The sequence below is a fragment of the Rhizobium mulingense genome (genome assembly GCF_029194105.1).
GTDB lineage: Bacteria > Pseudomonadota > Alphaproteobacteria > Rhizobiales > Rhizobiaceae > Rhizobium > Rhizobium mulingense.
The window spans coordinates 487,757-512,490 of record NZ_JARFVE010000004.1 but is presented as its reverse complement, the minus strand read 5'-3'; the positions used below and the strand labels follow the sequence as shown (position 1 = coordinate 512,490).

The following is a 24,734-nucleotide window of genomic DNA, read 5'->3' as shown; positions in this document are numbered from 1 at the left end:
TCCGGCGGGTTGGGCCTCAGCAGCAATGAACGGAATTCAGTTCACGCGTCGCCACCCACCGCCGAGGCGGTGGTCGTAGACGTCGAAACTGCAAACATCCTTTTCATGGCGGCGAGGATATCGCGCGGCAGCGATAGCGTCAATCTGCCGAGAATGCTTCCCCGCCCCGCCGTTTTCCGTCTAAGATGAGGGAAAGACTCGTCAACAGGAAGAGCCCGCCCATGTCCGATCCCGCCACCGTCATCCCGCTTCCGCAACCGGTTCTGCTGCCGGTGGACGGCAGCGACGAGCGCTTTCCGGTGCGCCGCGTTTATTGTGTCGGCCGCAATTACGCCGACCATGCGATCGAGATGGGCCATGACCCCAGCCGCGAGCCGCCCTTTTTCTTCCAGAAAAATGCCGACAACCTGCTGCCGGCCGGGCAGGCCTTTCCCTATCCGCCGCTCTCGAACGACGTACATTACGAAGTCGAATGCGTGCTGGCGCTGAAATCGGGCGGTGCAAACATCGAAGCCGGCCGAGCGCTCGACTGCATCTACGGCTATGCCGTCGGCATCGATTTCACCCGCCGAGATCTTCAGGGTGAGGCAAAGAAGCTCGGCCGCCCCTGGGAACTGGCCAAGGCCTTCGAACATTCCGCGCCCGTCTCGCCGATCGTGCCGGCCAGCCGCATCGGCCATCCCGGCGAAGGCCGGATCTGGCTGGAGCAGAACGGCAAGCGCGTCCAGGACGGCAATCTCAACCGGATGATCTGGAAGGTGCCGGAGATCATCGCCGAACTCTCGAAACTCTTCGTGCTGGCGCCCGGCGATGTCATCATGACCGGCACGCCAGCCGGCGTCGGCGCGGTGTCGAAGGGCGACCGCGTTACCTGCGGCATCGACGGCGTCGCGACGCTGTCTGTCGAGGTCGTCTGACCGGGAGGAAATCATGCCGATCTACGCTCTTGGCGGATTGACGCCGAAACTGCCGCCTGCCGGGCTTCACTGGATCGCCCCAGATGCCCATGTCATCGGGGATATCGAACTCGGCGAGAATGTCGGCATCTGGTTCGGCGCGGTGCTGCGCGGCGACAACGAGAAGATCACCATTGGCGCCGGCACCAACATCCAGGAAGGCGTGACGGCCCATACCGACATGGGCTTTCCGCTGACGACGGGAGAGAGCTGCACCATCGGGCACCACGCCATCCTGCACGGCTGCACGCTCGGCGACAATGTGCTGATCGGCATGGGCGCGACCATCCTGAACGGCGCCAAGATCGGCAATAACTGCCTGGTCGGCGCCAATGCACTCGTCACCGAAGGCAAGGAATTTCCGGATAATTCACTGATCGTTGGCGCCCCCGCCCGTGTCGTGCGGGGGCTCGATGAGAAGGCTATCGAAAGCATCCGCCGCTCGGCGGAGAATTATGTGAAGAATTGGCAGCGTTTTGCGCGGGATCTGAAGCAGATCGGGTGATCGGCGGGGGCTGGTGCCGCCCTCGCCTTTCGAAGCCCTGCGGGCGCTTCAGGATGAAGGCGGAGAGAAGCGCGGCCTGCCTGCCGGAGAACATAATCGCCGCCCGGCAATCGATTTGCGTGACGTCGACGCTGATTTCAGCGCCGCCTCCGTAGTCAACAGCCACGTTGTCCGCAGTTGCCGTTGAGGTAATAAGCAATAACGCTGAAAAAAATCCTTATTCGGCGGCTTCCATGAACTGGCTCGCTCCAGACGAGGCGACGAGCGCCCGAACCCTGGCTTCCGTCTTGGCTATCAACTGATAGAATTCGTCCTGCGCTTCGACATCCAGTTGAATGACCGCATTGACATCATCGGGCGTATCGCAAACACAGGCGACCGCCGAAATGGGACAGATGCCACCGGGGTAACGCTTGCCGGTCCCCGTATATGCGCGACGGCCCCAACGCTCGGAATAGACCGTTTCCTCCCGATCGAGGTGGAGGATCGTTCCCTTGCAGGCGGTCACAATGGCCGCCTTGCCGTAAGCGAACCAATGATAGTTCAGCTTGCGGAGAATATATTTGCCAGTGATGTCTTCGCCAGCCAGTTCGGCAGGGTCTTCTATCATTCTGATCATGACGGCGTCCTCAACGTCTGGGCAATATCCTTCAAGTCCTCTTGCGCAGCAAGTCAAAAAACGCTGCTTTTGGAGGCACTTAGTCACAAAGTGTTTCCGATTCTTACATCGTCCACGTTTTACGCCGCTTTCGGATGCACAATTCTTCGTCGAATTTACAGCGACCTGCACCCGTTTCACCCTCTCGCGCGCAGCAATGTTCATGCGCCTCGCCACTCAGGCTTGAAATGTCCCGATAAGGCCGAAAGCCGCACCAGTCTCCGCCGTTCGGCGGCATCGAGACACCGCGGAATGGCGCAGGAGACTTTCGATCCGCAAGACGGGGCCAGTTTGCAGTCGAGCGCACTGGCTCGCCAAGCATCTTGCGTTTGCACGACGCGCGGGGTTCAGGAGAATTCGCCGGCGCGGGGACCGGCAAGTGTCACCCGCCAGCCGGTTCGCGACTGAAAATCCTGGGTGGCCAAAAACGTATAGCCCGTCATGCGCCAGAGCCTGACGGCGCTGGACAGATTATCGAGCACGTAATCGCCACCGTCTGTGCGGGCAATAAGAACGACGTGATTTTGATCATGCGGGCCAATGACCACTGAAAGCGCCAGCCTGTTTGACGGAAAACCAGCGTCGATCAGGTCTTTCATCTTCTGGAGGGCATAGTCCTCACAGTCGCCCCGGCCGGCAACCGGCAGAGACCAGACATCTCCGTGGGAAGACGGACGATCTTCCGCGGGAATGATGCGTCCATTGACCGCCCGATTGACCTTTTGAAGCAGCGCTATGCCTGCCGCGTCGTGCGGCTGTTGAGCCGCCACCCTGCCGCACAGCCACTTGTACTTGGCGCAGGCCGCCGCAAACCCCACGGGCGCGCCGATACTTCTCATCACAGGCAAAGAGGATCCAGCAACAGCCTGAAAAGGCACAAGAAAGGACAAAATGACAGCGAGAGAAAGTAGACGCTTCATAGCCGATTCCCTTATTTCCGCCTTCACAATAACACGGTCGGGATAAAAATTTATTAAAATTTTATACTTGCGAATTTAACCGTAATATCTAATCAAGACAGATTAACCATCGTTTATTCTTTCCGTTAATAGATCGTTAGTATAGAAGCTCTCCCCATTAACCTCCAGTTAACCCTTGGGAGACGATTGAAATGCGCAGCAGAGCATCGAAATTCAGCGTCGCCGTTGCTTTCCTTATGGCAAGTAGCAGCTTGACCATGGCAGCCCCGGCAGTCGTTAATTGCAATACCGCCGTGCGCGGCACGCTCGAATACCGGTTGTGCATGCCGACCAAATCAATTGCCGGCAGCAAATTCAACCCGAACGACAGCGATCGCGGCAGCCGAGGCATCGGCGGCGGCCAGAAGACGTCGAGCACCAGTCCTACTGCCGAGTCCAGTGGCAATAGTGGCAGTGGCAATCAGGTTGCGGATGATGGCGGAAACGACACCGGCGACAACACTGGTGACAACACCGGTGATAATACTGGTGACAACACCGGCAACACCGGCGGCAATACCGGTGGTAACACTGGCGACAATACTGGTGACGACACCGGTAACAACACCGGCGACAACGACCACGGCCACGGCCATCACGGCGGCAAGGGCGGCAAAGATCACGATCATGGCAAAGATGGCCATGGGAAAGGCAACCACGGCGACAAGGGCGGCAAGGATCACGGGCACGGCAAGGACGGCCATGGAAAGGACATCCACGGCGGCAAGGAAGATCACGGTAGAGGTGGGAACGACGGTCGCGGCAAGGGCGACAATGGCGACTCTGGCAAGAACGAGAACGGCGGTTCCGCCAAGAACGACAATGGAGGCTCCGACAAGAGCGACAATGGCAGCTCTGGCAAGAACGAAAACGGCGGCTCCGGCAAGAGCGACAATGGCGGTTCCGACAAGAGCGACAACGGCGGTTCCGGCAAGAGCGACAACGGCGGTTCCGACAAGAGCGACAATGGCGGTTCCGACAAGAGCGACAACGGCGGCTCCGGCAAGAGCGACAATGGCGGCTCCGACAAGAACGACAATGGCGGCTCCGGCAAGAGCGACAACGGCGGTTCCGAAAAGAGCGACAATGGCGGCTCCGACAAGACCGACAACGGCGGTTCTGGTAAGAGCGACAAAGGCGGTTCCGGCAAGGGCGGACCGAACTGAGCTTGTCATCGTAGAAACGCAAAAGGTAAGGCCGGTCTCCGGCCTCACCTTTCCTGGATCATCGGCTTGAACCTCAATCGCCGGCCATTACCGTTCTCTGAAAAAGGACATGGCGGCGAACCAGGCGGGCTGCTCAGGCAGATTCCAGACCATAGTCTGGCGATCGACCTTGTGTTTTGCCGCCCGCGCTCGATATGAGTCTCATCGGCCAGACGCCCGCTCCCCTGCTTAAATCCTGGGAACAGCGGGCCGGCGCCCTGCCAGCAGGAGACTCTCATAGTCGAGGCGATCAACCCGATCTCCGCCACCGCCGCATCCGAGCCTGACGACATGCCCTTTGGCGAGCGCCAGGCGATCGTCTAGTCTGACCTAGGCAAAAAGCTGTCTTCCTTCGCCACAGTAGATCTGGCGGACAACACACATCCCCACTCACTCTGTGCTCGTCACAGGAATGAGGTGGGAGGTGAGCACTCCCCCTTAATATTCGCTCGGCGTGATGGGATAAGATGCCGACGACAGTTTTACCACTTACGCCGCACAAGCCTCGCACAGGCCACGGATCTCAATCGTTGTCTTCTCGGGCTTGAACTTCTGCCCGCGCACCCAGGCCATCAGCCGATGGTCAACTTCATGGTCGTGGAACTCCATCACCTGGCCGCAGCTTTCGCAGATGGCGAAAGCGACAATGCCGTGGCTGTGGCAATTCTCGCCCGGGTGGGCGCAGGCGACGAAGGAATTGATGCTTTCCAGCCGGTGCACGACGCCATATTCGAGCAGTTTCTCCAACGCACGGTAGACCTGCAGCGGCGCGCGAAAGCCATGATCGCGAAGCTTGTCGAGGATGGTGTAGGCGCTGAGCGGGCCTTCCGCCTTTTCGAGCACGTCGAAAACCAGCGACTGGTTCTTGGTGAGTTGCGGTGTCGTCATGAGCCTTGTCCTTGCGCGACCGCGCGATGGCGCCTGACGGGAAGCAGGCTGAGAATGAAGAGAATGAGCGCCGCAACCACGATCGAAGGACCTGACGGCGTGTCATAGGTGAGCGAACCGAACAGCCCACCGACGACGGCCGCCGCGCCAATCAGCGAGGCGAACACTGCCATGATCTCCGGAGTGACCGAGAAACGCCGTGCCGCCGCCGCCGGAATGATCAGCAGTGAGGTGATCAGCATGATACCGACGATCTTCATGGCGATGGCGATGACGATGGCCATCAACAGCATGAAGAACAGCCGCGCCCGCTCGGGTCTCAGCCCCTCGGCCTCGGCAAGCTCGGCATTGACGGTTGCCGCCAGAAGCGGCCGCCAGAGCCAGGCGAGCGCCGCGAGCACGAACAAGCCGCCGCCCCAGATCATCGCGATGTCTGTCCTGGAGACGGCAAGGATATCGCCGAACAGGAAGGCGATGAGATCAATCCTGACCCAGCTCATGAAGGCGACCATGACGAGGCCGATCGCCAGTGTGGCATGCGAGAGGATGCCGAGCAGCGCATCGGCCGACAGCGCCTGACGCTTCTGCAGGAAGAGCAGCAGCACCGAGACGAGGGCGGCGACGGCGAAGACGGCGAGCGTCAGGTTGAGTTCGAAAAGCAGCGACAGCGCCACGCCGAGCAGCGCCGAATGGGCGATCGTATCGCCGAAATAGGCCATGCGCCGCCAGATGATGAAGCACCCGAGCGGCCCCGTCGTCAGCGCCAGGCCGACACCGGCAAGGACGGCGCGCACGAAGAAATCGTCAAGCATGGCGGCCCTCCCCGCTGCGGGAATGGGCGTGTTCATGCGCATGATCGTGTGCGTGCTCATGGGTGCCATGAGCGTGCCCATGCCCGTCATGTGCGTGATGGCCGTCCTCGGGATGGCAATGATCCGTCACGGAACCATCGGCATGCCGCACGCGCCCGTCCGGCAGATGCGTGTGATCGTGGTGATGGCTGTAGACGGCAAGCGTCTGGGCAGCACGGCTGCCGAACAGGCGCACGTATTCCGGGCTGCGGCTGACGGCCTCTGGGGTGCCGCGGCAGCAGACATGGCCGTTGAGGCAGATCACCGTGTCGGTCTCCGCCATGACGACGTGCAGATCGTGCGAGATCAGCAGGATGCCGCAGCCGCTGGCGTTGCGGATCGATTTGATTAGGTCGTAAAGGGCGATTTCGCCGGAAAAATCCACGCCCTGCAGCGGCTCGTCGAGCACCAGCAGATCGGGCTTGCGGGCAATGGCGCGCGCCATCAGCGCCCTTTGGAACTCACCGCCGGAGAGATGCTGCACCTCGGCATCGATCATATGGGCAATGCCGGCGGCTCCGAGGGCTGCCTGCATGTCGCCCTGCGGCAGCGGGCCGGTCAGCGTCATCAACCGGCGCACCGAAAGCGGCAGCGTCCAGTCGATCGAAAGCTTCTGCGGGACATAACCGACCTTGAGGCCGGCCAGCCGCTCGACCCTGCCCTCGTCCGGCTTCAACACGCCGATCGCCGCCTTGGCGCTCGTCGATTTGCCGGAGCCGTTCGGCCCGATGAGCGTGACGATTTCGCCGCGTGACACGGAAAACTCGACGCCGCGCACGAGCCACCGGCCGCCGCGCAGGACGCCGACATTCTCGAGCGAAACCAGCGATTCGCCCTTCTTGTTTGCGGGAGAGAGCATCAAATTTTCCGACAGCGCTGTTGCATCCTGCTATTGCACACGTTATAGCATAACGCAATTGATGTAATAACATAACACTTGCAGTTCAAGCGGAGCACCTGATGAAACGCGCCCTGAGGCCTCTGAAAACGTGGGCCTTCAATATCCCGGCAGTCCTCTCCATTCCGGCTTTGGCGATCCCCGCTTTGCTCTTTGCCGGCACGATGCGGGCGGCCGACGCGCCTGTTGTCGTCACCTCGATCAAGCCGATCCATTCGCTGGTTGCGGCGATCATGCAGGGCGTCGGCGAACCGGAGCTGATCGTCGATGGCGCCGCCTCCCCGCATACCTACAATCTGAAGCCCTCGAACGCGCGCGCCCTGCAGGAAGCCAAGGTGATCTTCTGGACCGGCCCCGGGCTCGAGGCCTTCCTGGAAAAGCCGTTGCAGGCACTGGGCTCGAAGGCAAGCATCGCGGAGCTCGACAAGGCGCCCGGCCTCGTCAAGCTGCCCTTCCGCGAGGGCGGCGCTTTCGAACCGCATGACGATGGTGATGGCGATGATCACGACCATGCCGCCGAAACCAGGCATGACAATGAGCATGATCATGACCACGACCACGGCGCCTTCGACACGCATCTCTGGCTCGACCCGATGAATGCCAAGGCGATGGCCGCCGAGATCACCACGACGCTGGTCGCCGCCGACCCCGCCAATGCGCTGACCTATCAGGCCAATGCCAAGGCGCTGGACGACAGGCTGACGGCGCTGGACAAAGAGATCGCGGCCACTATCGCGCCCGTCAAGGACAAGCCTTTCGTCGTCTTCCACGACGCCTACCAATATTTCGAGCACCGCTATGGCATCCGCGTCGCAGGTTCGATTACAGTCAGCCCGGAAACCATTCCCGGCGCCGAGCGCGTTTCGGAAATCCACCGCAAGGTCGGCGAACTCGGCGCAACCTGCGTCTTTGCCGAGCCGCAATTCGAGCCGCGCCTCGTCAATGTCGTCATCGAGGGCACCAGCGCCAGATCCGGCGTGCTCGACCCCGAAGCGGCGACGCTGAAGGCCGGCCCCGACCTCTACTTCACTCTCATGCGCGGCATCGCCGAGAGCATGAGGGCTTGCCTCTCCAGCGCATGATTGCCGTGCAATCTCCTGGAGACAGCTGAGGCGGAAAGAGGCGGATGACCCCGTTCCGCCTTTTTTCGGCTTAGCGTAAGTTATGATATAACATTAATATCAACGAGGTACCCATGGACGACAGACTTCCGGTCACGGTGCTTTCCGGCTTTCTCGGCGCCGGCAAGACGACGCTGCTCAACCACGTGCTCGCCAATCGCGAGGGCCTGCGCGTCGCCGTCATCGTCAACGACATGAGCGAGGTGAATATCGACGCCGCCCTTGTGCGCAACGGCGGCGCCAATCTCTCGCGCACCGAGGAGCAGCTGGTCGAGATGACCAATGGCTGCATCTGCTGCACGCTGCGCGACGACCTTTTGAAGGAGGTCCGCGACCTCGCCAACCAGGGCCGCTTCGATTACCTGCTGATCGAATCGACCGGCATTGCCGAGCCGCTGCCCGTCGCCACCACCTTCGAGTTCCGTGGCGAGAACGGAGAAAGCCTTTCGGATGTCGCGAGGCTGGACACGATGATAACGGTGGTCGACGCCGCCAATCTGCTGGCCGACTACGCCTCCGCCGATTTCCTCGACGACCGCGGCGAAACCGCAGGTGACGGCGACAACAGGACCCTCGTTGACCTGCTGGTCGAGCAGATCGAATTCGCCGATGTCGTGGTGCTGAACAAGATCGGCACGGCAAGCGACGAGCAGCGCGACGCCGCGCGCAGGATCATCATCGGCCTGAACCCCGATGCCAAGCTGATCGAGGCAGATTTCGCCAAGGTGGCGCTGAAGGACGTACTTGGCACCGGCCGCTTCGATATCGACAGGGCCGAGACCCATCCGCTCTGGTACAAGGAGCTGCACGGTTTCAAGGACCATGTGCCCGAGACCGAGGAATACGGCATCCGCTCCTTCGTCTATCGCGAGAAGCGGCCGTTCCATCCGGCCAAGCTCCAAGCCTTTCTCGACAAGACCTGGCCGGGCGTGGTGCGCGCCAAAGGCTTCTTCTGGCTGGCCACTCGCCCGCACCATGTCGGCGAGATCAGCCAGGCGGGCGCGATCGTGCGCACCGGCAAGATGGGCCTGTGGCGGGCGGCCGTCCCCCGCGAACAGTGGCCGCAGGTGCCTGGCTTCCTCAACGCCCTCGGCCCTTATCTCGATCCCGTCTGGGGCGACCGCCGCCAGGAAATCGTCTTCATCGGCGCCGACCCGATGGACGAGGGCTGGATCAGGAGAGAACTCGATGCCTGCCTGGTGGAAGGCGATTCCTTCATGCCGGAGCGCTGGCGCAACCTGCCCGACCCTTTCGCCAGCTGGAACAGGGAGGCCGCATGAAGGCGGCGGCGATCAAGCGCTACCGCTGCAGCTGCGAGGAATGCGATCCCCTGCCGCCGATCGAGGGGCTGCATCCGCTGACCTATGAGCGGGAGGCTGAGGTTGCGGCCGAAAGGCCGAAAGGGTTGCTCGGGATCATTGCCGAGCGGGTGATGTCGTCACGCCGGCAGGGGTGACGATTTGTCTGTGCAGGAAGCGCGCCTGATTTTGCGCAATTCTCGTACTTCTCTCCTTCTCGCGTCGGCGTGCTGTAGCACCCCCTCTGACCTGCCGGGCATCTCCCCACAAGCAAGGGGGAGATCGGCTGGGCTGATGACTTTGCCAAACAATAACGGCCTGATGTTTCCGCACGACGGCGGAGAGGGACTGGCGGGCCAACCCTTTGCCGATCTTCCCACCTGTCGGGGAGATGCCCGGCAGGTCAGAGGGGGTGCTACACGGCACGCCTTCTCTCTCAGAATCTAAAAAGGGCGGCCGAAGCCGCCCTTGCCATATCCTGCCATCAGCGCCCGGCGATGATGCCGGAGATGATGCCGCTGGTAACGCCGATCAGCAGGAAGTCGTTGTCGGCGCGGACCCAGCGATAGCCGCGCGGCGGAGGCGCGAGCCGGTAGCGGCGGTAGTCGTTGACGTCGTGAAACCGGCGGCGTTCGCTGGCGTTGACGCGGTATCCCTTCTTCCAATGCGGCCTCACGACCGTTTTCTTGACGATCACCTCTTTCTGAACGACGACGGGCGGACGGCGGAAATCATCCGCGCTCGCCTGGGAGGCAACGATCGGCGAGAGAAGGAAGGATGCGGACAGGAGAGCTGCAAAGATCTTTTTCATGTGCGGTTCCTCGTGTTGGGCACGGGAGAAAACTAGGGCCGAAAAGATGAACCGAAACTGAAAGCTAGATTAAACTTCCGTAATGAAATCCGCGGCTTCCGCGGCGTGTCTTCCATTTTAGATAAAGCTCATATACCAACATTGGTGGCCGCCTCGCCCTTCGAGCCCCCTGACGGGGCACCTCAGGTGAGGTAGGAGAGAAGCTGCGGCCGCCATCGTCGTCTTCGTCGGCGGATCATTCGGCCAGATCGACGCGATTGCGCTTGGAGCGGCGGCGGGGCTCGTTCTCTGTCGCGCCGATGCGCCCGCACTTGCCGGCCGTCTCGGCTTTCCCGGAACGCGCCGTGCCGGCGCGATCGCGCTTGTCATCGTCCTGCTGCTGGCAGCAGGTTCGGCCTCCCTCGCCGCGACCGGCGGATAGCCCAAGCTCGGATTCGATTTTCGGAACGATTGGGCGCAGATTTGAAACAGGAGCGTCCGCCGCACCGTCGCGTGCAGCGCTCCACGACAGCGGAAACACCATGGAGGAAACCATGCCCGGCATCAGCATGCGTTATATCGTCGACGACGTCGACGCCGCGGTGGAATTCTACACCAGGCATCTCGGCTTCTCCGTCGCGCTTCACCCGGCACCAAGTTTTGCCATCCTGACCAGGGACGGCTTCCGGCTGCTTGTCAGCGGCACGACGGGTCCGGGCGGAGCTTCCCAGGCCATGCCGGACGGACGAACACCGGAACCCGGCGGATGGAACCGCATCCAGATCGAGGTCGCCGACCTCGAGGCGGAAGTCGCCAGACTGCGCCAGGCCAGCGCGCGTTTTCGCAATGACATCGTGCAGGGCATCGGCGGCAAGCAGATCCTGCTCGAAGACCCCGCGGGTAACCCGATCGAGCTCTTCGAAGCGCCGAAGAGATGACCGCCGCGGCAGCGCAAGAACGACGGCTGCGCCTTGTCAGCCGTCCCCGAGCGTGTAGTTTCGGACTCGCGTCAATTCAGAGGTAGGCAAAATATGTCCGAATTCGCGGGCGGGCTCTTCGACTATGTCGGGATACTAGCCGTGTTCTTTCTCGTCGCCGCCAACGGCTTTTTCGTCGCCGCCGAATTTGCATTGGTGTCGGTGCGGCGCAGCCGGGTCGCCGAGCTTGCCGCAGCCGGTCGCATGAATGCCACTGCGCTCCAGCGGGCCGTCGACAATCTCGACGCCAATCTCGCCGCCACGCAGCTCGGCATCACCATATCGTCGCTGGCGCTCGGCTGGGTCGGCGAGCCGGCGCTCGCCCATCTGATCGAGCCCCTGCTCTCCTGGCTGCCCGAACCATGGGCGACGACCGGCGCCCATACGGTCGCCATCGTCGTCGCCTTCGTGATCATCACGGCGCTGCATATCGTGCTCGGCGAGCTCGCACCCAAAAGCCTGGCGCTACAGCGCAGCGAGGCCACCTCGCTGGCCGTCGTGCGTCCGCTCGGGCTCTTCCTTGTATTGTTCAAGCCTGCGATCTTCACCCTCAACGGCATGGGCAACCTCGTGTTGCGGGCCGTCGGCCTTCGCGCCGGAACCGGAGAATCCTCGTTCCACTCGCCGCAGGAACTGAAATTGCTGGTCGCCGAAAGCCAGGAAGCCGGGCTTTTGAACCCGGTGCAGCAGCAATTGGTCGAGCGGGTATTCAACATCGGCGACAGACCGGTCTCCGACATCATGACCCCACGTCTCGACATCGAATGGTTCGATGCTGACGACAGCGAGGCGGAGATTCTGAAAACGATCCGCGAATGCAGCCACGAGCAGCTGCTGGTCGCCCGCGGATCGATCGACGAGCCGATCGGCATGGTGTTGAAGAAGGATCTTCTCGACCAGGTCCTTGATGGCGGCAAGGTCCGGCCGCTGGAGGTAATCAAGCAGCCCCTGGTGCTGCACGAGGGTACCAAGGTCGTACGCGTCATCGACAGCTTCAAGGCTTCGCCCGTGCGCCTCGCCATCGTCGTCGACGAATATGGCAGCCTCGAGGGCATCGTCACCCAGACAGACCTGCTGGAAGCCATCGCCGGCGATCTGCCGGGCGCCGATGAGGAGCCCGACATCGTTGTTCGGGAAGACGGCTCGCTGTTGATCGACGCGATGATGCCTGCCTTCGACGCCTTCGAACGGTTGGGCCTCAAGGATCGCCCCGACGCCGACTTCCATACGCTCGCAGGCTTCGCGCTGCACCAGCTTCAGCACATCCCCGAAGCCGGCGAAACCTTCCTCTTCGACGGCTGGCGCTTCGAGGTGATCGATATGGACGGCATGCGCATCGACAAGATGCTCGCGACGCGCATTGCCGCCGAGGGGGCAGAGGTTTAAAGCATGTCGCGCAAAAGTGAGCAGCGGTTTTGCGGCAACGACATGCGTGAAAACAAAGTGCTCAAGCGCAAGGAGCGAATCTGAAAGATCGCGATGCGCTTTAATCAGTTCATCGCCAGCGTCCAGACCATGCCGGCGGCGGCGCAGCTGAGCAGCGTCGCGATAACGGAGGTCTTGAACCGGAAGATCGCGATCGCGGCGACGGCAGACAGCGCCATTGCCGCCGGCACCGCCGATTGCAGCACCGGAATGTCGAGCCGCAGGCCGGCAAGGCGGACGACAGCAACTTCGGCAAACAGCGTATGTAGACCAAACCAGATGGCGAGGTTGAGAATGACCCCGACCACCGCCGCCGTGATCGCCGACATCGCCCCTGCCAGCGCGACGTTGCCACGCAGTTTTTCGATGAACGGCGCCCCCAGGAAGATCCACAGGAAACAGGGCACGAAGGTCACCCATGTCGTCAGCATCGCTGCAAGCGTGGCAGCCAGCATTGGATCCAGCGACCCTGGATTGCGATAGGCGCCCATGAAGCCGACGAACTGCACCACCATGATCAGCGGTCCCGGCGTCGTTTCGGCCATGCCGAGGCCATCGAGCATCTCGCCCGGCTTCAGCCAGCCGAAATGCTGCACAGCTTCCTGGGCGACGTAAGCGAGAACAGCATAGGCCCCGCCGAAGGTGACGACGGCCATCTTGCTGAAAAACAGACCGATCTCGGCGAAGACGCTGTCCGCACCGAAGACTGCGTAGACGGCAGCGACCGGAATGAGCCACAGGGCAAACAGCACCGTCGAGATGCGCAAGGACCAGGCGAGGTTCGGACGCACATGCGCCGGTATGGCCTCGCCCAGCACTGAATCGGCATCCGAAAGCACCGGTCCGCTGCCGGCCTTGTGCCCGCCGCCCGTCTTGAAGGCGGCAAGTCCGAACCGACCGCCGAAAAAGCCCATAATGCCCGCTGCAAGTACGATCAGCGGAAACGGCACATGAAGGAAAAAGATGGCGACAAAGGCTGCACCCGCGATCGCGACCATGACCTTACTCCTCAAGGCCCGTCCGCCGATCCGAATGACGGCCTGCACGACGACGGCAAGCACGGCTGCCTTCAAACCGAAGAATAGGCCGGCGACGATGGCAACGTTGCCATAGGCGGCATAGATGAAGCTGAGACCGAGAATCGACAGAAATCCCGGCAGAACGAACAATATGCCGGCAACAAGGCCGCCCGGGGTCCGGTGCATCAGCCAGCCGATGTAAATGGCGAGCTGCTGCGCCTCGGGGCCGGGAAGCAGCATGCAATAGTTGAGCGCATGCAGGAAACGGTGCTCGCCGATCCATCGCTTTTCGTCGACGATGATCCGGTGCATGACGGCGATCTGACCGGCGGGGCCGCCGAAGCTGAGCGCCGCGACGCGGAGCCAGACCTTGAAGGCTTCGCCGAACGAAACGCCGTGATGACGCTCCTCGCCTGCCTGTTTCTCCGCCATTTTTCCGGCCAACGCATTTCCTGTCATCTCGACCATCTCATGCCCGCTTCTTCGGAGCGGGCCAATTGTGGGTCTCATCGGTCGCATCGCGGCACCAGCGGAAGAAGGCGTCATAGAGAAGCATGCCGGCCTCGAGCTGCTCCAGATCGTCGGCGTACATCCTGGAGAGGCCAAGCGACGCGGCAAGCAGGCCGGGCGCCTCGGGCGCAAGATCGAGCCTTGCAGTATCGGCGGCCCGGATGATCCGCGCCAGGCGCAGGAGCGGTTCCGACCCCAACCCGAACTCCTCAACCATCACGTCGAAGGTGCAGAGCTCACCGCGATGGCTCCAGAACACCTCTTCGATATCGAATGGTGTTGCCCCGAAGCGCGCGCCGACCTCCAAAACCTCGGTCGTCGGCACGAACAGGAACAAGGCGTTCGGATCGACGAAACGCCGGATCAGCCATGGACAGGCAATGCGGTCGATCTTCGGGCGCGCCCGCGTCACCCAGACCGTGCGTCCCTCGAGGTCGCGCCGCGGCAGCTTTTCCTCCGGTACCGCCAACCCCTCAGCGGTCCAGGATTCGAAACCGCCTTGAAGACTCTCGGCGTCGATCCCGGCATGGCGAAGATAAGCGGCTACACCATGGCTGAGCTTGCCGCCCCTCTGGCAGACTACGACGACGGCATCAGCCTCGACGCTGCTTGCCCAGGAGGCGACATCGGTATGGCTGCGCCGGATGGAGCCCGGCACCAGCCGAGGATCGAGCGCAAAGTCCTCTTCCGTGCGAACATCGATAATACAGGGCGCAGCCGGCGTTCCGATGAGCCGGCTGAGTTTGTCGGGAGAAATTTCAAGAAATGACGGCATGACGCGTCCTCCGTTAATCGGGTTTACTGGACGCGATTCTTCAGCATGGCGCCTCGTGGGGTGATCGCGACCCCATGGCAAAATCATGCGCAAAGAGACCCACCCATGTCAAGCGCTCAGCCCGCCAAGACGGCGGTGCGCTGACATCGCCCTCCGGCCGCGCTGCAGATTCAAACGCCGATTCTGGCAGGTTGCAGGCGGAAATCCCTGATATTGCTCGCCTCGCGGCGCCAGAATGGAACAAAATGCTCTTTGCTCCATTTCCTTGTCACCGCAAGAGGAGAAAGTACCATGACGTACGACCCCAATAATGCCAACGACCCGAACCGCCCGCTGAATCCGAATCTAGATCTGCGCACGACTCCGACCGCGCGCAGCAGTAATACGTGGGTTGTCTGGGTCGCTGCATTGGCCGTGATCGCTGTCGCTGCATTCGCCTATTCGCAGTGGAGCAGCACCCCCGGCACCTCCCCGGACACGACGGCCTCCACGACCCAATCCGAGCCGGCGCCGGCCAAGCTGATCGCTCCGACCGACAACAGCGCAACGCCCGCACCCGCACCGGCACCAGCCCCGGCCACGCCGCCGGCTGCCCCTGCCCAGCAGTAAGCGCAGCGTCGCAGAAAGAAGCCGACCCAATGCCGGCTTCTTTTCCGCGCCAGGGCCTTGAACGTCGCCACGCAAGTCCTATCTAAGGGCCATAGAATTTGTCTCTGACGGTTGACCACGGAGGTACTGGCAGCTGTTGTCGAGACAAATCGAGGAAGGGTCGGTGCGAGTTTCGCCCGGCCTTTTTTCTTGCCCTATCGGTCGGCGCGCAAAGCATACCTTCTCGGTGCCCGCATCCCGATCTTATTTGGGGATCCTGTTGTAGAAGGATTGGGGATCGTACACGCACTCATAGTCGAGAAGGCACATTTTACCGTTCGCATCCCTGACCGTTGCCGTGTCGTATTTGTCACCCAGATTGCATCTGGCCGGCGGATAACGGAAGCTGCGACCGCCGATCCCCATGCGCACGAAGACCTTCTTGTTCTGACGGATGATCTGCGCAAGCTCGCGGCAGCTGTGATCGCCCGCTCTGACCTCCATTGCGCCTGCGCAAAGGCCGGCAGCGGCAACAATAAAGCGACGGCAAAAACGACGATTCTCATGACCCCTCCGTTGGCAAAGAAAGACAAGGCGCGTATCAACCGCCGTTGCCAGTCCTAAGCATGCGGCCCGCTTCGGCGCAAGACCTGGCCTTGACCTCTAATATGTCAATCTTATCAAGAGATTTGGTGGGTGATGTAGGGCTCGAACCTACGACCCGCTGATTAAGAGTCAGCTGCTCTACCAACTGAGCTAATCACCCGTTCGCGCTTGGCTGCGCGGTGTGACGGGGCGTATAAACAGGATCGGCAGGCTTGTCCAGCGCATCGGCGAAAATTCTTTGGTTAATCTCAAAGATTTTTCCGCATGGCCGAAATGCAGCGCGTGATCCTGAAGCCGCGCCGATCCTCGGAAAGGATTATGCGCAGATTCAAAGTGATAAAGCCTCCACAGCGCGTCCTGCCGGACGCAGCGGCGCTCTTATGAAATCAAAGGTCGAGGGTGCCGCTGGCCAGCCGCACCGCCTGACCGCCGATCCGCGCGTTGGAAATCGCCCCGCCTTCGACATCAATATGCAGGTGAATGAAGGAGGGGCGACCCATCTCGACACCCTGCTCGATCATGATCGGGTGGTGCCCGTCCGTCAGCCGGTCGAAATGGCGGATGGCACCAGAGAGTGCGGCTGCCGCCGCGCCGGTAGCCGGGTCTTCGACAATGCCCATGCCGCTGGCGAACATGCGCGCATGGAACTTCGCCACGTGGTTGACGCCGCCGCGGCAATAGACATAAGCCGAGGCCAGCGCGCCATCGACGAAGGGCACGATCTTTTCCCAGAGCTGCGGATCGAATTCCACCCGCTGCGCCGTGCCGACATCGTGCACCGGAATGAGCAGGAACGGCACCCCGGCGCTCCAGAGCGAAGGCACGTGATTTTCAAAGCCGATCTCGGTGACCTTCAATGATAAAGCGTCGGCGATGCCGAGCTTGTCGAGCGGCATCACCGCCTGCTGCGATTTGCGCGGCAGGTCGAATTCGGCAAAGCTCGCCTCGCCCTCCCTCAGTCGCACGGCGCAACGCACCGGCCCGACATTTTCCTCAAGCACGGTAACGAGATCGACCGCCGCTGCGCCATGAGCCCGCTCGGCCAGCGCGATCGCCGTGCCGACGGTCGGATGGCCGGCAAAGGGCAGCTCGCGGCCAGGCGTGAAGATCCGGAGCTTCGCCGCATAGGCGGGATTGATCGAAGGCTGCACGAAAACCGTCTCGGAGAGATTGATCTCCCGGGTGATCGCCTGCATCGCCTCGTCGCTGAGATCGTCTCCGTCGAAGACCACCGCCAGCGGGTTGCCGGCAAGCTTTCGATCGGTGAACACGTCATAGACGCTGTAGCTTCGCGCCACATCGGCCTCCCTGAATCGTCATCGCGCCGCCAACCTGCCCGACCAAACGGTCGAGTGCAAGGCGCTAACGCCGGTTACCCTTTCCGAAATACCAGTCGATGACGGGCAGCATGGCGACGTTATAGGGATGGGCGGCGGGATCGGCCGAACGGATCGCCGCCGCACCTGCGATTTCCTTGTCCGTGGCGACCAGCATGTGGGCCTCGATCCGTTTCACCATCTCGTCCGCCGTCAGGTCGAAGCGGAAGAGCCTGAGCAGCGTCACCGTGCGTCTGGCATGGCTGGCAAAGAGCCCTTCCGCCGCGACCGCGTCGGCCAGATCCAGTCCGGTCTCCTCGTGAACTTCGCGGCGCATATTGGCCTCGATGTCGCAGCGCCCGTCGATGATATCCTCCGGCTCCAGCGAGCCGGCCGCGAAATAGACCTGGCCGGGATTGGCGGTATGCGCCCCCATGCGGATCGCCACGAGCGCGCCGTCCGAGCTTTCGAGCACCGGATAGGCGAAGATGTGCAGGCCGCCCTGGCGCTGCGGCTGCCGGCGCCAATACATGAAGGCGGAAAATGGAGTGACGTAGCCCTCGCCCACAATCCCCTCTTCACTGAACGACAACCGCTGTTGGAACACCAGGCGGCCGTCGAACAGCGCCGGGTTGGCGGCGGTTTCCTTCGCCCAATTGTCTCGGATCGCCGCTTCCTCGGCGATGACGAAGGGATGGGTGCCGGGCAGCACACGCAGGTCGACGCCGGCGATCGGGAAAACCGTTGCTTCCGGCGGCCAGTCCACAAAATCATCGGAAATATCGCCGGTCGGAAATTTCATGTTCAAATTCGTTTTCATGGGAGATCCAGTGTCATGACGACGGGGCAGTGATCGGATGCTTTCGGCCGGTCCCAGCCGGTACGTGGATATCGCTCCACCTCCTGGCCCGGCGGAAAGACCGTGCGGTAGGGTTGGCCGTTGCGGATGATTTCGGGCAGACGGCCGCTATTATGGGCGGCAAGTGCGGGCGAAAGCCAGATATAATCGAGCTGGCAAAGGTGCTGCTCCTGCGGTCCGCGCGCGTGATAGAGCGTCCAGCGGTCAAGCGGCTGGCGACGGACCACGACATTTTCGGCAAAGCCGTCATGACTGAACACGTCAAGCGCGCTTTCGGCCTCCGTCTGATGCTCGAAACGATAACCGGCGCCGCGCCGGCCGACCACGTCGACGCGCTCCTGATAATCGTTCATATCACCACAGATGGCGAAGCTCTTCTTGGCTGTGCGGCCGGCGCCGAACCTGTCCTCGATGATGCGGCGCACCGCGCGCGCCTCGGCGCGACGGAGCGGCAGCGTCGATTGCCGCCCGTCCAGCCCGTCGCGAGGATTGCCCATCGATTTGAAATGCACGACATAGAGCGAGAGCGGCCGGCCGCCGATCAGAAGGTCGAGCTCCAGGCAATCGCGCTTGAAGATCTTGTCGTCGATGCGGTTGGTGAGCGCCAAGTCCTCATCGAAGAGATCGAAGTCGCGATAGGTCGTCATCGCGTGGCTTCTGATGTCCCTGAGCTCGATTTTCTGGCCGTCGCGCGTTTCCTCGCGCATCAGGACGGCGACATCGATGCCGCGGCCGTCATTGCCCTCGACCAGGAATTTCTGGCGGTAACCGTTCCCGACCATGCGGAAGAGATAGCCGTATTCGAAGGCCTGCAACGCGGCCATATTGTCGATTTCCTGCAGGCAGAGAATGTCGGCGTCCGCATCGGCGATCGCCAGCGCCGTCATCTGCCGGGTGTCGTCGGTGGCGGCAATCACCCGCGCCTGCTCGAGCTGCTGATAGACGCCCTCGCTATTGACCTCGAAAAGCTTGATGACACGATCCTGGCGCAACTGGTTGCGGAAGCCGGTAAAATCGAAACGGGTCAGCAGGTTTTCGACATTGAAGGTGGCGAGGCGAAGCGACATGACGGGAATCCGGTTGTGGGCAGTACCTTATCCGGCAATTGCCACAGGGAAAGGTGGCGGGGCCAAGAAAGTTGCGGACTACCAGCCTCTTTGAGCCGAAATGCGATTGCCGGTGTCAATCAAAGCCGCTAGCCCGCGCGGATGACGGCGCGTACCGCCTCGCCGGCCTCGACGGCCACGCGGCTGAAGGCGCGCAGCGTCTGGCCATTGCGGAGGGTCAGCTTGACGGCATAACGCTCGCCCTCGAACAGCACGGATTCGACGGTTGCCGGAGCGCCCTCGCCGCCGATGATCACATCTTCCGGCCGCACGAGGATATCGGCGCCATCGGTATTGGCCGCCTGGAGCGCATCCTGCAGTTCATTCCATTCCAGATGGCGTTCGCCGCCCATGACAGGCAGCGTCAGGATCGCGCCGCGCCCGATCAGGCCGCCGACGATGCGGCCCTGCGGCCGGGCATAAATCTCGGCCGGCGGCGCCACCTGCAGCAGGCGCCCTTCGAACATGACGGCGACGTCGGTCGCCAGCGCCATTGCCTCGCTCTGGTCATGGGTCACGTAGATCATCGTCGCACCGGAGCGCTGGTGAAACTCGCGAAAGGTCTCCTCCATCTCCTGCTTCAGGTGCCGGTCGAGATTGGCGAGCGGCTCGTCGAGCAGCACGAACATCGGGCGAAGTCACCAGGCAGCGGGCGAGCGCGACACGCTGGCGCTGGCCGCCGGAGAGATCGGTCGGCTGCCGCCCGGCATAATCGGCAAGCCTGACGGTGGAAAGCGCCTCGCCGACCTTCGTCCGGTATGCCTCGCCCGAGACACCGCGCACCTTCAGGGGATAGCCGACATTGTCGGCGACGCTCATGTGCGGCCAGAGCGCATAGGACTGGAAGACCATCGCCATGTTGCGCTTCTCGGGCGGCAGCGATTGGGCAGCATCGGCAAGCAGCCGCTCGCCGAGATGGATCGAGCCGTCGGAGGGCGTCTCGAAACCGGCGATCATGCGCAGCACCGTCGTCTTGCCGCAGCCGGAAGGCCCGAGCAGCGCCAGGAAGCCGCCCTCGCGCACATCGAGCGAGACATCGCTGACGGCAGCGCGGCCGGTGCCGAAATCCTTGGCCACCCGGTTGAGGATCAGTTTCGCCATGGGACCACTCCTTTCGGCAGGTGTTTCGCCAGGAGTTCCAAAAGCAGCATCATGACGACGACCATCAGGACGACGAGCACCGACAGCGCCGAGGCAAGGTCGGAGCTGCCGCTGTCGTCGAGATTGTAGATGGCGACGCCGAGCGTCTGGGTTCCGGCCGACCAGAGCAGCGCGGAGATCGTCAGCTCGTTGCAGGCGATCAGGAAGACGAGGATGACGGAAGCCCCGGCGGCGGGTGCAATCAGCGGCACGATGATATCGGAAAGCCGCGGGAAGAAGCCGGCGCCGGAAAGACGCGCCGCCTCCTCCAGCGCCGGATCGAGCTGGTGGAAGGCGCTGACCACGGGCTTCAGGCTAACGGCGAAGAAGGAAGAGAAATAGGCGATGAGGATGATCCAGATCGTGTCGTAGAGCGAGATGTGGAGGAAGGGGATGGGCGATGCCAGGATGAAGGCGACCGCCATAACGATGCCGGGCAGCGAATAGGGTATCTCGATCAGGCTCGCGATGATGCGGGACGCCGCATCCTTGCGCCGCGTCAGCACATAGGCCGCAAGCACGGTCACCACCAGGAGACACAGGGCGGTGGCGCCTGCAAGCGAGATCGAATTGACGAAAGCCGTGCGCGTCACCGCCTGCCGGAAGAGAATCTCCTCGAAGGCATGCAGCGACATGGTCTTGAAGGTGAGCGGCACGCCGTAGGCCGGAACCAGCGCGCCGGCGACGAGCGCGAAGAAGGGTGCGGCGAGCATGAAGAACAGGATCGCCCAGAGGAGCGGCGTGAAGGCGAACCGCCAGGCGCCGAGCTCGAAGGCGGCGCTCGCCCCGGACAGGCCGATGACGCGGTAATCGCGGCCTCTGAGCGCCCTATCCTGGATCATCAGCCCGGCGACCGAAATCATCGCGATGATTGCCGACAGCACGGCGACATCGCCGAAGGTACGGCTGGTGAAGGCGGAAAACTTGGTGAAAATCAACGTCGGCAGCGTGAAGATCGAGGCGGGTATGCCGAGAATGGCGGGAATGCCGAAATTGCCGGTGCAGGAGACGAAGGAGATCGCCGCACCCGCGATGATGCCGGGCAGCGACAGAGGCAGGATGATGTCGCGGAAGACCCGAAAGCTGGAGGCGCCGGAAAGCCTTGCGGCCTCGACGCCGTCGCGCGGCAGCGTCATCAGCCCGGCCCTGAGCGCGAGATAGACCAGCGGCGCATGCTGGACGCCATAGAGCAGCGCGATGCCGCCCACCGAATAGAGCGGCTGCGGCGAGCCGAGCGGCGGAGCGATCGCGAGCGCCTTCAGCAGCGGGCTCGAAGGCCCCGACATCTGCACCCAGGCAAGGGCCGTCACCTGCGGCGGGATCATCATCGGCAGCACGAAGAAGAAGCTGAGCAGCCCCTTGCCCGGGATGTCGGTCAGCGTCAGCAGGAAGGCGAAGAGGCAGCCGATGAGAAGCGAGACGATCGTGCCGAGAACGGAGGTGACGACGGTGTAATAGGTGGCCTGCCAGAGCGCCGGGTCGGCGAGCACATCGGCGACGCCGCCGCTGGCAAACGCCGCGATCCCGGCTATGGCGAGGCGGGCGAGCGGCAGCACGCTGAGGATGAGCACGGTCATGACGATAAAAGGAAACAGCCAGGCGGGCTGGCTGTTTCCTGCTCTGAGACAGCCTGGCATGAAGAGATCAGTTCGAGCCGTAGATGCCCGAGAAGGTCTTCAGGTCCTGGTCGGTATTCTTCAGCGCTTCTGCGGCATTGACCGGCAGGAGCTTGATCGTGTCGCGCGCCGGGAAGCCTTCCGGCACCGTCATGCCGTTGCGGGCCGGGATATAGCCGAGCTTGAGGAAGCCTTCCTGGCCCTTTTCGGAGAGCACGTAATCGACGAACTTCTTGGCGGCCTCGGCATTCTTGCTGCTGGCGAGAATGCCGACCGGCTCGGTGACGGCGGAAACGCCTTCGCTCGGGAAGACGAATTCGACCGGGGCTCCCTTGGCCTTTTCGCGGATCGGCAGGTAGTCGACGACCATGCCTAAGCCTTCTCGCCCGAGGCGACAGACTTCAGGACGGCGCCATTGCCGCCGGCGGCGATCGCGCCGTTTTCGGCGAGCGACTTGTAGAAGTCCCAGCCGAGGCCGGGAACGGCCGCAAGCGTCTGGGCATGGATGAGTGCGGCACCCGAAGCAAGCGGGCTCGGCATGGTGACGAGGCCCTTGGCTTCCGGCTTGGTCAGATCCTTCCAGCTCGCCGGCTTCATGCCGGCCGAGGTGTTGTACATGATGCCCGTGGTGATCAGCTTGGTCGAGTAATAGTAGCCGTCGGCGTCATAGAGCGTAGCGTCGTACTGGGCGGCTTCCGGCGACTTGTAGGCAAGCAGCTTGCCCTCTGCCTTCAGGCGCTCCAGCGTCACCATGTCGGCGATCAGGAGAACGTCGGCGACCGGGTTGCCGGCCTGGATCTCGGCCTGCAGCTTGGCCATTATCTTCGGCGTGCCGTCGCGCACCCAGTCGACCTTGATATCGGGATTGGCGGCCATGAAGCCATCGACCGTCGCCTGCGCGTCTTCGTTCGGCTGGCTGGTATAGAGAACGAGGTTGGCGGCCGAAGCCGGAATGGCAAAAAGGCTCGTGGCGAGAAGGGCTGCGGCGGAAACGATCGTTTTCATGGGAGGGGTCCTCGGGATTGCGTTGACCCTCCCTTATTAGGGGTCGTTGACAGCGATGTGACAGGCGGCGGCAGGCTCCGCTTGCCGGCATTCGGGCCGCGGCACTTGCGCGCCGCGGCCCGTCAGAAAACGCTACTTCGCAGCCTCTTCGATCAGTTCGGCAACCTTATCAGGATGCGAAACCATCACGACATGGGAGGCGCCATCGACGACGACTGTCCGCTTGGACCCTGCCCGCTCGGCCATGAAGCCAAGGGCTGCGGCCGGGATATTCTTGTCGCCGGTGCCGTAGACAAACCACGACGGCAGCTTCTTCCAGGCGGGCGCGCCGGATTTGTCAATCAGGGCGGCCTCGGTGACCGGGCGTTGGCCAGCCGCCATCAGGGCCGCCTGTTCGGACGGCACGTCGCTGGCGAACTGATCATGGAACTTCGCCTGGTCGATATAGAGATCGACACCGCCGCCGCTGAGTTTCACCGGGGCCGCCAGCGCCCCGCTCAGCGTGCCGCCCGGAAACTTGCCGGCGAGATCGGCAACCGATTCTCCTGCATCAGGGGCGAAGGCCGCGACATAGACCAGCGACTTGACGTTGTCGTGGCCGTTGGCCGCGGTCGAAATGACCTGGCCGCCATAGGAATGGCCGACGAGAACCACGGGGCCGGCGATGCTGCCGACGACGTCGGAGACATAGGCAGCATCATTGGCAACGCTGCGCAGCGGATTGGCGGCAGCCACGACCGGAAAGCCGTCCTTGCGCAGGATTTCGACGACGCCGTTCCAGCTGGATGAATCGGCAAAGGCGCCATGGACGAGGACGACGGTCGGCTTGGCCGGCTGGGCAACGGCAGCACCGGAGAACAGAGCGCACGCCAGGGCGACGGCAACAGCAAACTTGAACATTGGTCATTTCCTTTCGTCGGTTGAGTGTCGGAGGAGCCGAAGCGGGGTTGACGTGCTTTTCGGCTCTTAAATTCGTCATTTAATTTGTAAGCGATTTATTTGTACACGATCTATCTAATCCATCTCTTCTGGCGCGTCAATAGCTTGCAAACAGATCGCGCACAAATTATATTGAAGCCGAAGGAGAGCGTGATGAAAAACACCACACCGAATGATCTCGCCGCCGTGCCCCAGATCAATGAAATGCTTTGCTTTTCAATCTATTCGGCCGGCCACGCCTTCAACCAGCTTTACCGTCCCCTGCTCGACCAATTGGATCTCACCTATCCGCAATTCCTCGTCATGACCGCCTTGTGGGCGCGTGAAGACCGCACGGTGAAAGATCTCGGCGAGACGCTTTTCCTCGATTCCAGCACCCTCACCCCGCTGCTGAAGCGGCTGGAAAATGTCGGCCTCGTCACCCGCAACCGAAATCCCGCCGACGAACGCCAGGTGCTGCTGCGCCTGACGCAAGAGGGACAGACGCTGAAAAGCCGCGCCACCCACGTGTACGACTGCATCGGCAAAGCCGTCGGCCTCGACGCCGAGACTGTCGGCAAGATTCGGGACACGGTCGCTTCGATCCGCGACACCATTCACAACAGGGATAAGGACGAGGCCTGACCCTGGCAGGCACACTGCGTCGCTGCACCAAACGATTTTCTTCGACAAGCCGGTGGCATGTTGTACGATCCCTCTGCTGCCGCCGCGCGCGATCGGTCAT

General features: G+C 62.2%; 24 protein-coding genes, 1 tRNA gene and 3 pseudogenes. 10 read left to right on the top strand and 18 right to left on the bottom strand.

Annotated elements, in window-relative coordinates:
• Positions 1-221: 221 nt before the first annotated feature.
• Positions 222-917 (top strand): fumarylacetoacetate hydrolase family protein, encoded by a 696-nt coding sequence (locus PYR71_RS11350; protein WP_275619415.1) that lies wholly within the window; start codon positions 222-224, stop codon positions 915-917.
• 13 nt (positions 918-930) lie between these two features.
• A complete protein-coding gene (locus tag PYR71_RS11345) occupies positions 931-1,461 on the top strand; it encodes a gamma carbonic anhydrase family protein (protein ID WP_183912936.1) in 531 nt (176 codons plus the stop codon).
• A gap of 217 nt (positions 1,462-1,678) precedes the next feature.
• Here PYR71_RS11345 and PYR71_RS11340 read toward each other — a convergent pair whose 3' ends face one another.
• Both PYR71_RS11340 and PYR71_RS11335 read right to left on the bottom strand, forming a co-directional pair.
• A complete protein-coding gene (locus PYR71_RS11340) occupies positions 1,679-2,080 on the bottom strand; it encodes a hypothetical protein (RefSeq protein ID WP_275619414.1) in 402 nt (133 codons plus the stop codon).
• 386 nt (positions 2,081-2,466) lie between these two features.
• Positions 2,467-3,039 carry a transglutaminase-like cysteine peptidase gene (locus PYR71_RS11335; protein ID WP_275619413.1) on the bottom strand — a complete coding sequence of 191 codons (573 nt, stop codon included), beginning with the start codon at positions 3,037-3,039 and terminating at the stop codon, positions 2,467-2,469.
• Positions 3,040-3,230: 191 nt separating this feature from the next.
• Here PYR71_RS11335 and PYR71_RS11330 point away from each other — a divergent pair, with 191 nt between their 5' ends.
• Positions 3,231-4,244 (top strand): putative sodium/potassium/calcium exchanger, encoded by a 1,014-nt coding sequence (locus tag PYR71_RS11330; RefSeq protein ID WP_275619412.1) that lies wholly within the window; start codon positions 3,231-3,233, stop codon positions 4,242-4,244.
• 528 nt (positions 4,245-4,772) lie between these two features.
• Here the strand turns inward: PYR71_RS11330 and PYR71_RS11325 are convergent.
• From PYR71_RS11325 to znuC, 3 genes are read right to left on the bottom strand one after another with little or no spacing between them, the layout of a single operon-like run.
• On the bottom strand, positions 4,773-5,171 hold the full coding sequence (locus PYR71_RS11325; protein ID WP_004679676.1) for a Fur family transcriptional regulator: 399 nt from the start codon (positions 5,169-5,171) through the stop codon (positions 4,773-4,775).
• Complete coding sequence (gene znuB / locus PYR71_RS11320; RefSeq protein WP_275619411.1) at positions 5,168-5,983, bottom strand: zinc ABC transporter permease subunit ZnuB; 816 nt, start codon at positions 5,981-5,983, stop codon at positions 5,168-5,170. Before znuB ends, PYR71_RS11325 begins: the two co-directional genes overlap by 4 nt.
• Positions 5,976-6,881, bottom strand: a complete 906-nt coding sequence (znuC, locus tag PYR71_RS11315; RefSeq protein ID WP_275619410.1) for a zinc ABC transporter ATP-binding protein ZnuC — start codon at positions 6,879-6,881, stop codon at positions 5,976-5,978. Before znuC ends, znuB begins: the two co-directional genes overlap by 8 nt.
• A gap of 101 nt (positions 6,882-6,982) precedes the next feature.
• On the opposite strand from znuC, the gene znuA reads away from it, so the two are divergent.
• From znuA to PYR71_RS11300, 3 genes are all read left to right on the top strand, one after another.
• Complete coding sequence (gene znuA, locus PYR71_RS11310) at positions 6,983-8,002, top strand: zinc ABC transporter substrate-binding protein ZnuA (RefSeq protein WP_275619409.1); 1,020 nt, start codon at positions 6,983-6,985, stop codon at positions 8,000-8,002.
• Between the two features lie 113 nt (positions 8,003-8,115).
• Positions 8,116-9,321: a GTP-binding protein gene (locus PYR71_RS11305; RefSeq protein ID WP_275619408.1), complete on the top strand. Its 1,206-nt coding sequence runs from the start codon at positions 8,116-8,118 to the stop codon at positions 9,319-9,321.
• On the top strand, positions 9,318-9,497 hold the full coding sequence (locus PYR71_RS11300; protein ID WP_275619407.1) for a hypothetical protein: 180 nt from the start codon (positions 9,318-9,320) through the stop codon (positions 9,495-9,497). Before PYR71_RS11305 ends, PYR71_RS11300 begins: the two co-directional genes overlap by 4 nt.
• Positions 9,498-9,823: 326 nt before the next feature.
• Here the strand turns inward: PYR71_RS11300 and PYR71_RS11295 are convergent, their stop codons facing one another.
• Both PYR71_RS11295 and PYR71_RS11290 read right to left on the bottom strand, forming a co-directional pair.
• Entirely contained in the window at positions 9,824-10,150 is a 327-nt protein-coding gene (locus tag PYR71_RS11295; protein ID WP_183912927.1) for an RcnB family protein, read from the bottom strand.
• A 235-nt stretch (positions 10,151-10,385) separates the two neighbouring features.
• Positions 10,386-10,700 carry a hypothetical protein gene (locus PYR71_RS11290; RefSeq protein WP_275619406.1) on the bottom strand — a complete coding sequence of 105 codons (315 nt, stop codon included), beginning with the start codon at positions 10,698-10,700 and terminating at the stop codon, positions 10,386-10,388.
• Here PYR71_RS11290 and PYR71_RS11285 point away from each other — a divergent pair.
• The gene (locus PYR71_RS11285) at positions 10,684-11,067 is read left to right on the top strand and encodes a VOC family protein (RefSeq protein ID WP_275619405.1); all 384 of its coding nucleotides are present in this window, start codon (positions 10,684-10,686) and stop codon (positions 11,065-11,067) included. The two genes, PYR71_RS11290 and PYR71_RS11285, sit on opposite strands and share 17 nt — an antisense overlap.
• A gap of 93 nt (positions 11,068-11,160) precedes the next feature.
• Complete coding sequence (locus PYR71_RS11280; RefSeq protein ID WP_275619404.1) at positions 11,161-12,492, top strand: hemolysin family protein; 1,332 nt, start codon at positions 11,161-11,163, stop codon at positions 12,490-12,492.
• A 104-nt stretch (positions 12,493-12,596) separates the two neighbouring features.
• Here PYR71_RS11280 and chrA read toward each other — a convergent pair whose 3' ends face one another.
• Positions 12,597-14,018 carry a chromate efflux transporter gene (gene chrA, locus PYR71_RS11275; protein ID WP_275619403.1) on the bottom strand — a complete coding sequence of 474 codons (1,422 nt, stop codon included), beginning with the start codon at positions 14,016-14,018 and terminating at the stop codon, positions 12,597-12,599.
• Between the two features lies 1 nt (position 14,019).
• Positions 14,020-14,835 (bottom strand): sulfurtransferase/chromate resistance protein, encoded by an 816-nt coding sequence (locus PYR71_RS11270; RefSeq protein WP_275619402.1) that lies wholly within the window; start codon positions 14,833-14,835, stop codon positions 14,020-14,022.
• A 291-nt stretch (positions 14,836-15,126) separates the two neighbouring features.
• Here PYR71_RS11270 and PYR71_RS11265 point away from each other — a divergent pair, with 291 nt between their 5' ends.
• Complete coding sequence (locus PYR71_RS11265) at positions 15,127-15,444, top strand: hypothetical protein (RefSeq protein ID WP_275619401.1); 318 nt, start codon at positions 15,127-15,129, stop codon at positions 15,442-15,444.
• 243 nt (positions 15,445-15,687) lie between these two features.
• Here PYR71_RS11265 and PYR71_RS11260 read toward each other — a convergent pair.
• From PYR71_RS11260 to PYR71_RS11220, 9 genes and pseudogenes are all read right to left on the bottom strand, one after another.
• Positions 15,688-15,989 (bottom strand): annotated as a pseudogene (locus PYR71_RS11260) (hypothetical protein).
• A 124-nt stretch (positions 15,990-16,113) separates the two neighbouring features.
• Positions 16,114-16,189, bottom strand: a tRNA-Lys gene (locus PYR71_RS11255).
• A 226-nt stretch (positions 16,190-16,415) separates the two neighbouring features.
• Positions 16,416-17,327 carry a PhzF family phenazine biosynthesis protein gene (locus tag PYR71_RS11250; protein ID WP_183912915.1) on the bottom strand — a complete coding sequence of 304 codons (912 nt, stop codon included), beginning with the start codon at positions 17,325-17,327 and terminating at the stop codon, positions 16,416-16,418.
• A gap of 64 nt (positions 17,328-17,391) precedes the next feature.
• The gene (locus PYR71_RS11245) at positions 17,392-18,165 is read right to left on the bottom strand and encodes an NUDIX hydrolase (protein WP_275619400.1); all 774 of its coding nucleotides are present in this window, start codon (positions 18,163-18,165) and stop codon (positions 17,392-17,394) included.
• On the bottom strand, positions 18,162-19,271 hold the full coding sequence (locus PYR71_RS11240) for an endonuclease/exonuclease/phosphatase family protein (protein ID WP_275619399.1): 1,110 nt from the start codon (positions 19,269-19,271) through the stop codon (positions 18,162-18,164). The genes PYR71_RS11245 and PYR71_RS11240 overlap by 4 nt, the downstream gene beginning before the upstream one ends.
• A 128-nt stretch (positions 19,272-19,399) precedes the next feature.
• Positions 19,400-20,411: pseudogene (locus PYR71_RS11235) on the bottom strand (ABC transporter ATP-binding protein).
• Positions 20,399-22,087: an ABC transporter permease gene (locus PYR71_RS11230; protein WP_275619398.1), complete on the bottom strand. Its 1,689-nt coding sequence runs from the start codon at positions 22,085-22,087 to the stop codon at positions 20,399-20,401. The pseudogene PYR71_RS11235 and the gene PYR71_RS11230 overlap by 13 nt, the downstream one beginning before the upstream one ends.
• Positions 22,088-22,094: 7 nt before the next feature.
• Positions 22,095-23,071, bottom strand: a pseudogene (locus tag PYR71_RS11225) (ABC transporter substrate-binding protein).
• A 132-nt stretch (positions 23,072-23,203) separates the two neighbouring features.
• The gene (locus PYR71_RS11220; RefSeq protein WP_275619397.1) at positions 23,204-23,971 is read right to left on the bottom strand and encodes an alpha/beta fold hydrolase; all 768 of its coding nucleotides are present in this window, start codon (positions 23,969-23,971) and stop codon (positions 23,204-23,206) included.
• A 192-nt stretch (positions 23,972-24,163) separates the two neighbouring features.
• On the opposite strand from PYR71_RS11220, the gene PYR71_RS11215 reads away from it, so the two are divergent.
• A complete protein-coding gene (locus tag PYR71_RS11215) occupies positions 24,164-24,634 on the top strand; it encodes a MarR family winged helix-turn-helix transcriptional regulator (RefSeq protein ID WP_275619396.1) in 471 nt (156 codons plus the stop codon).
• Positions 24,635-24,734: the final 100 nt, after the last annotated feature.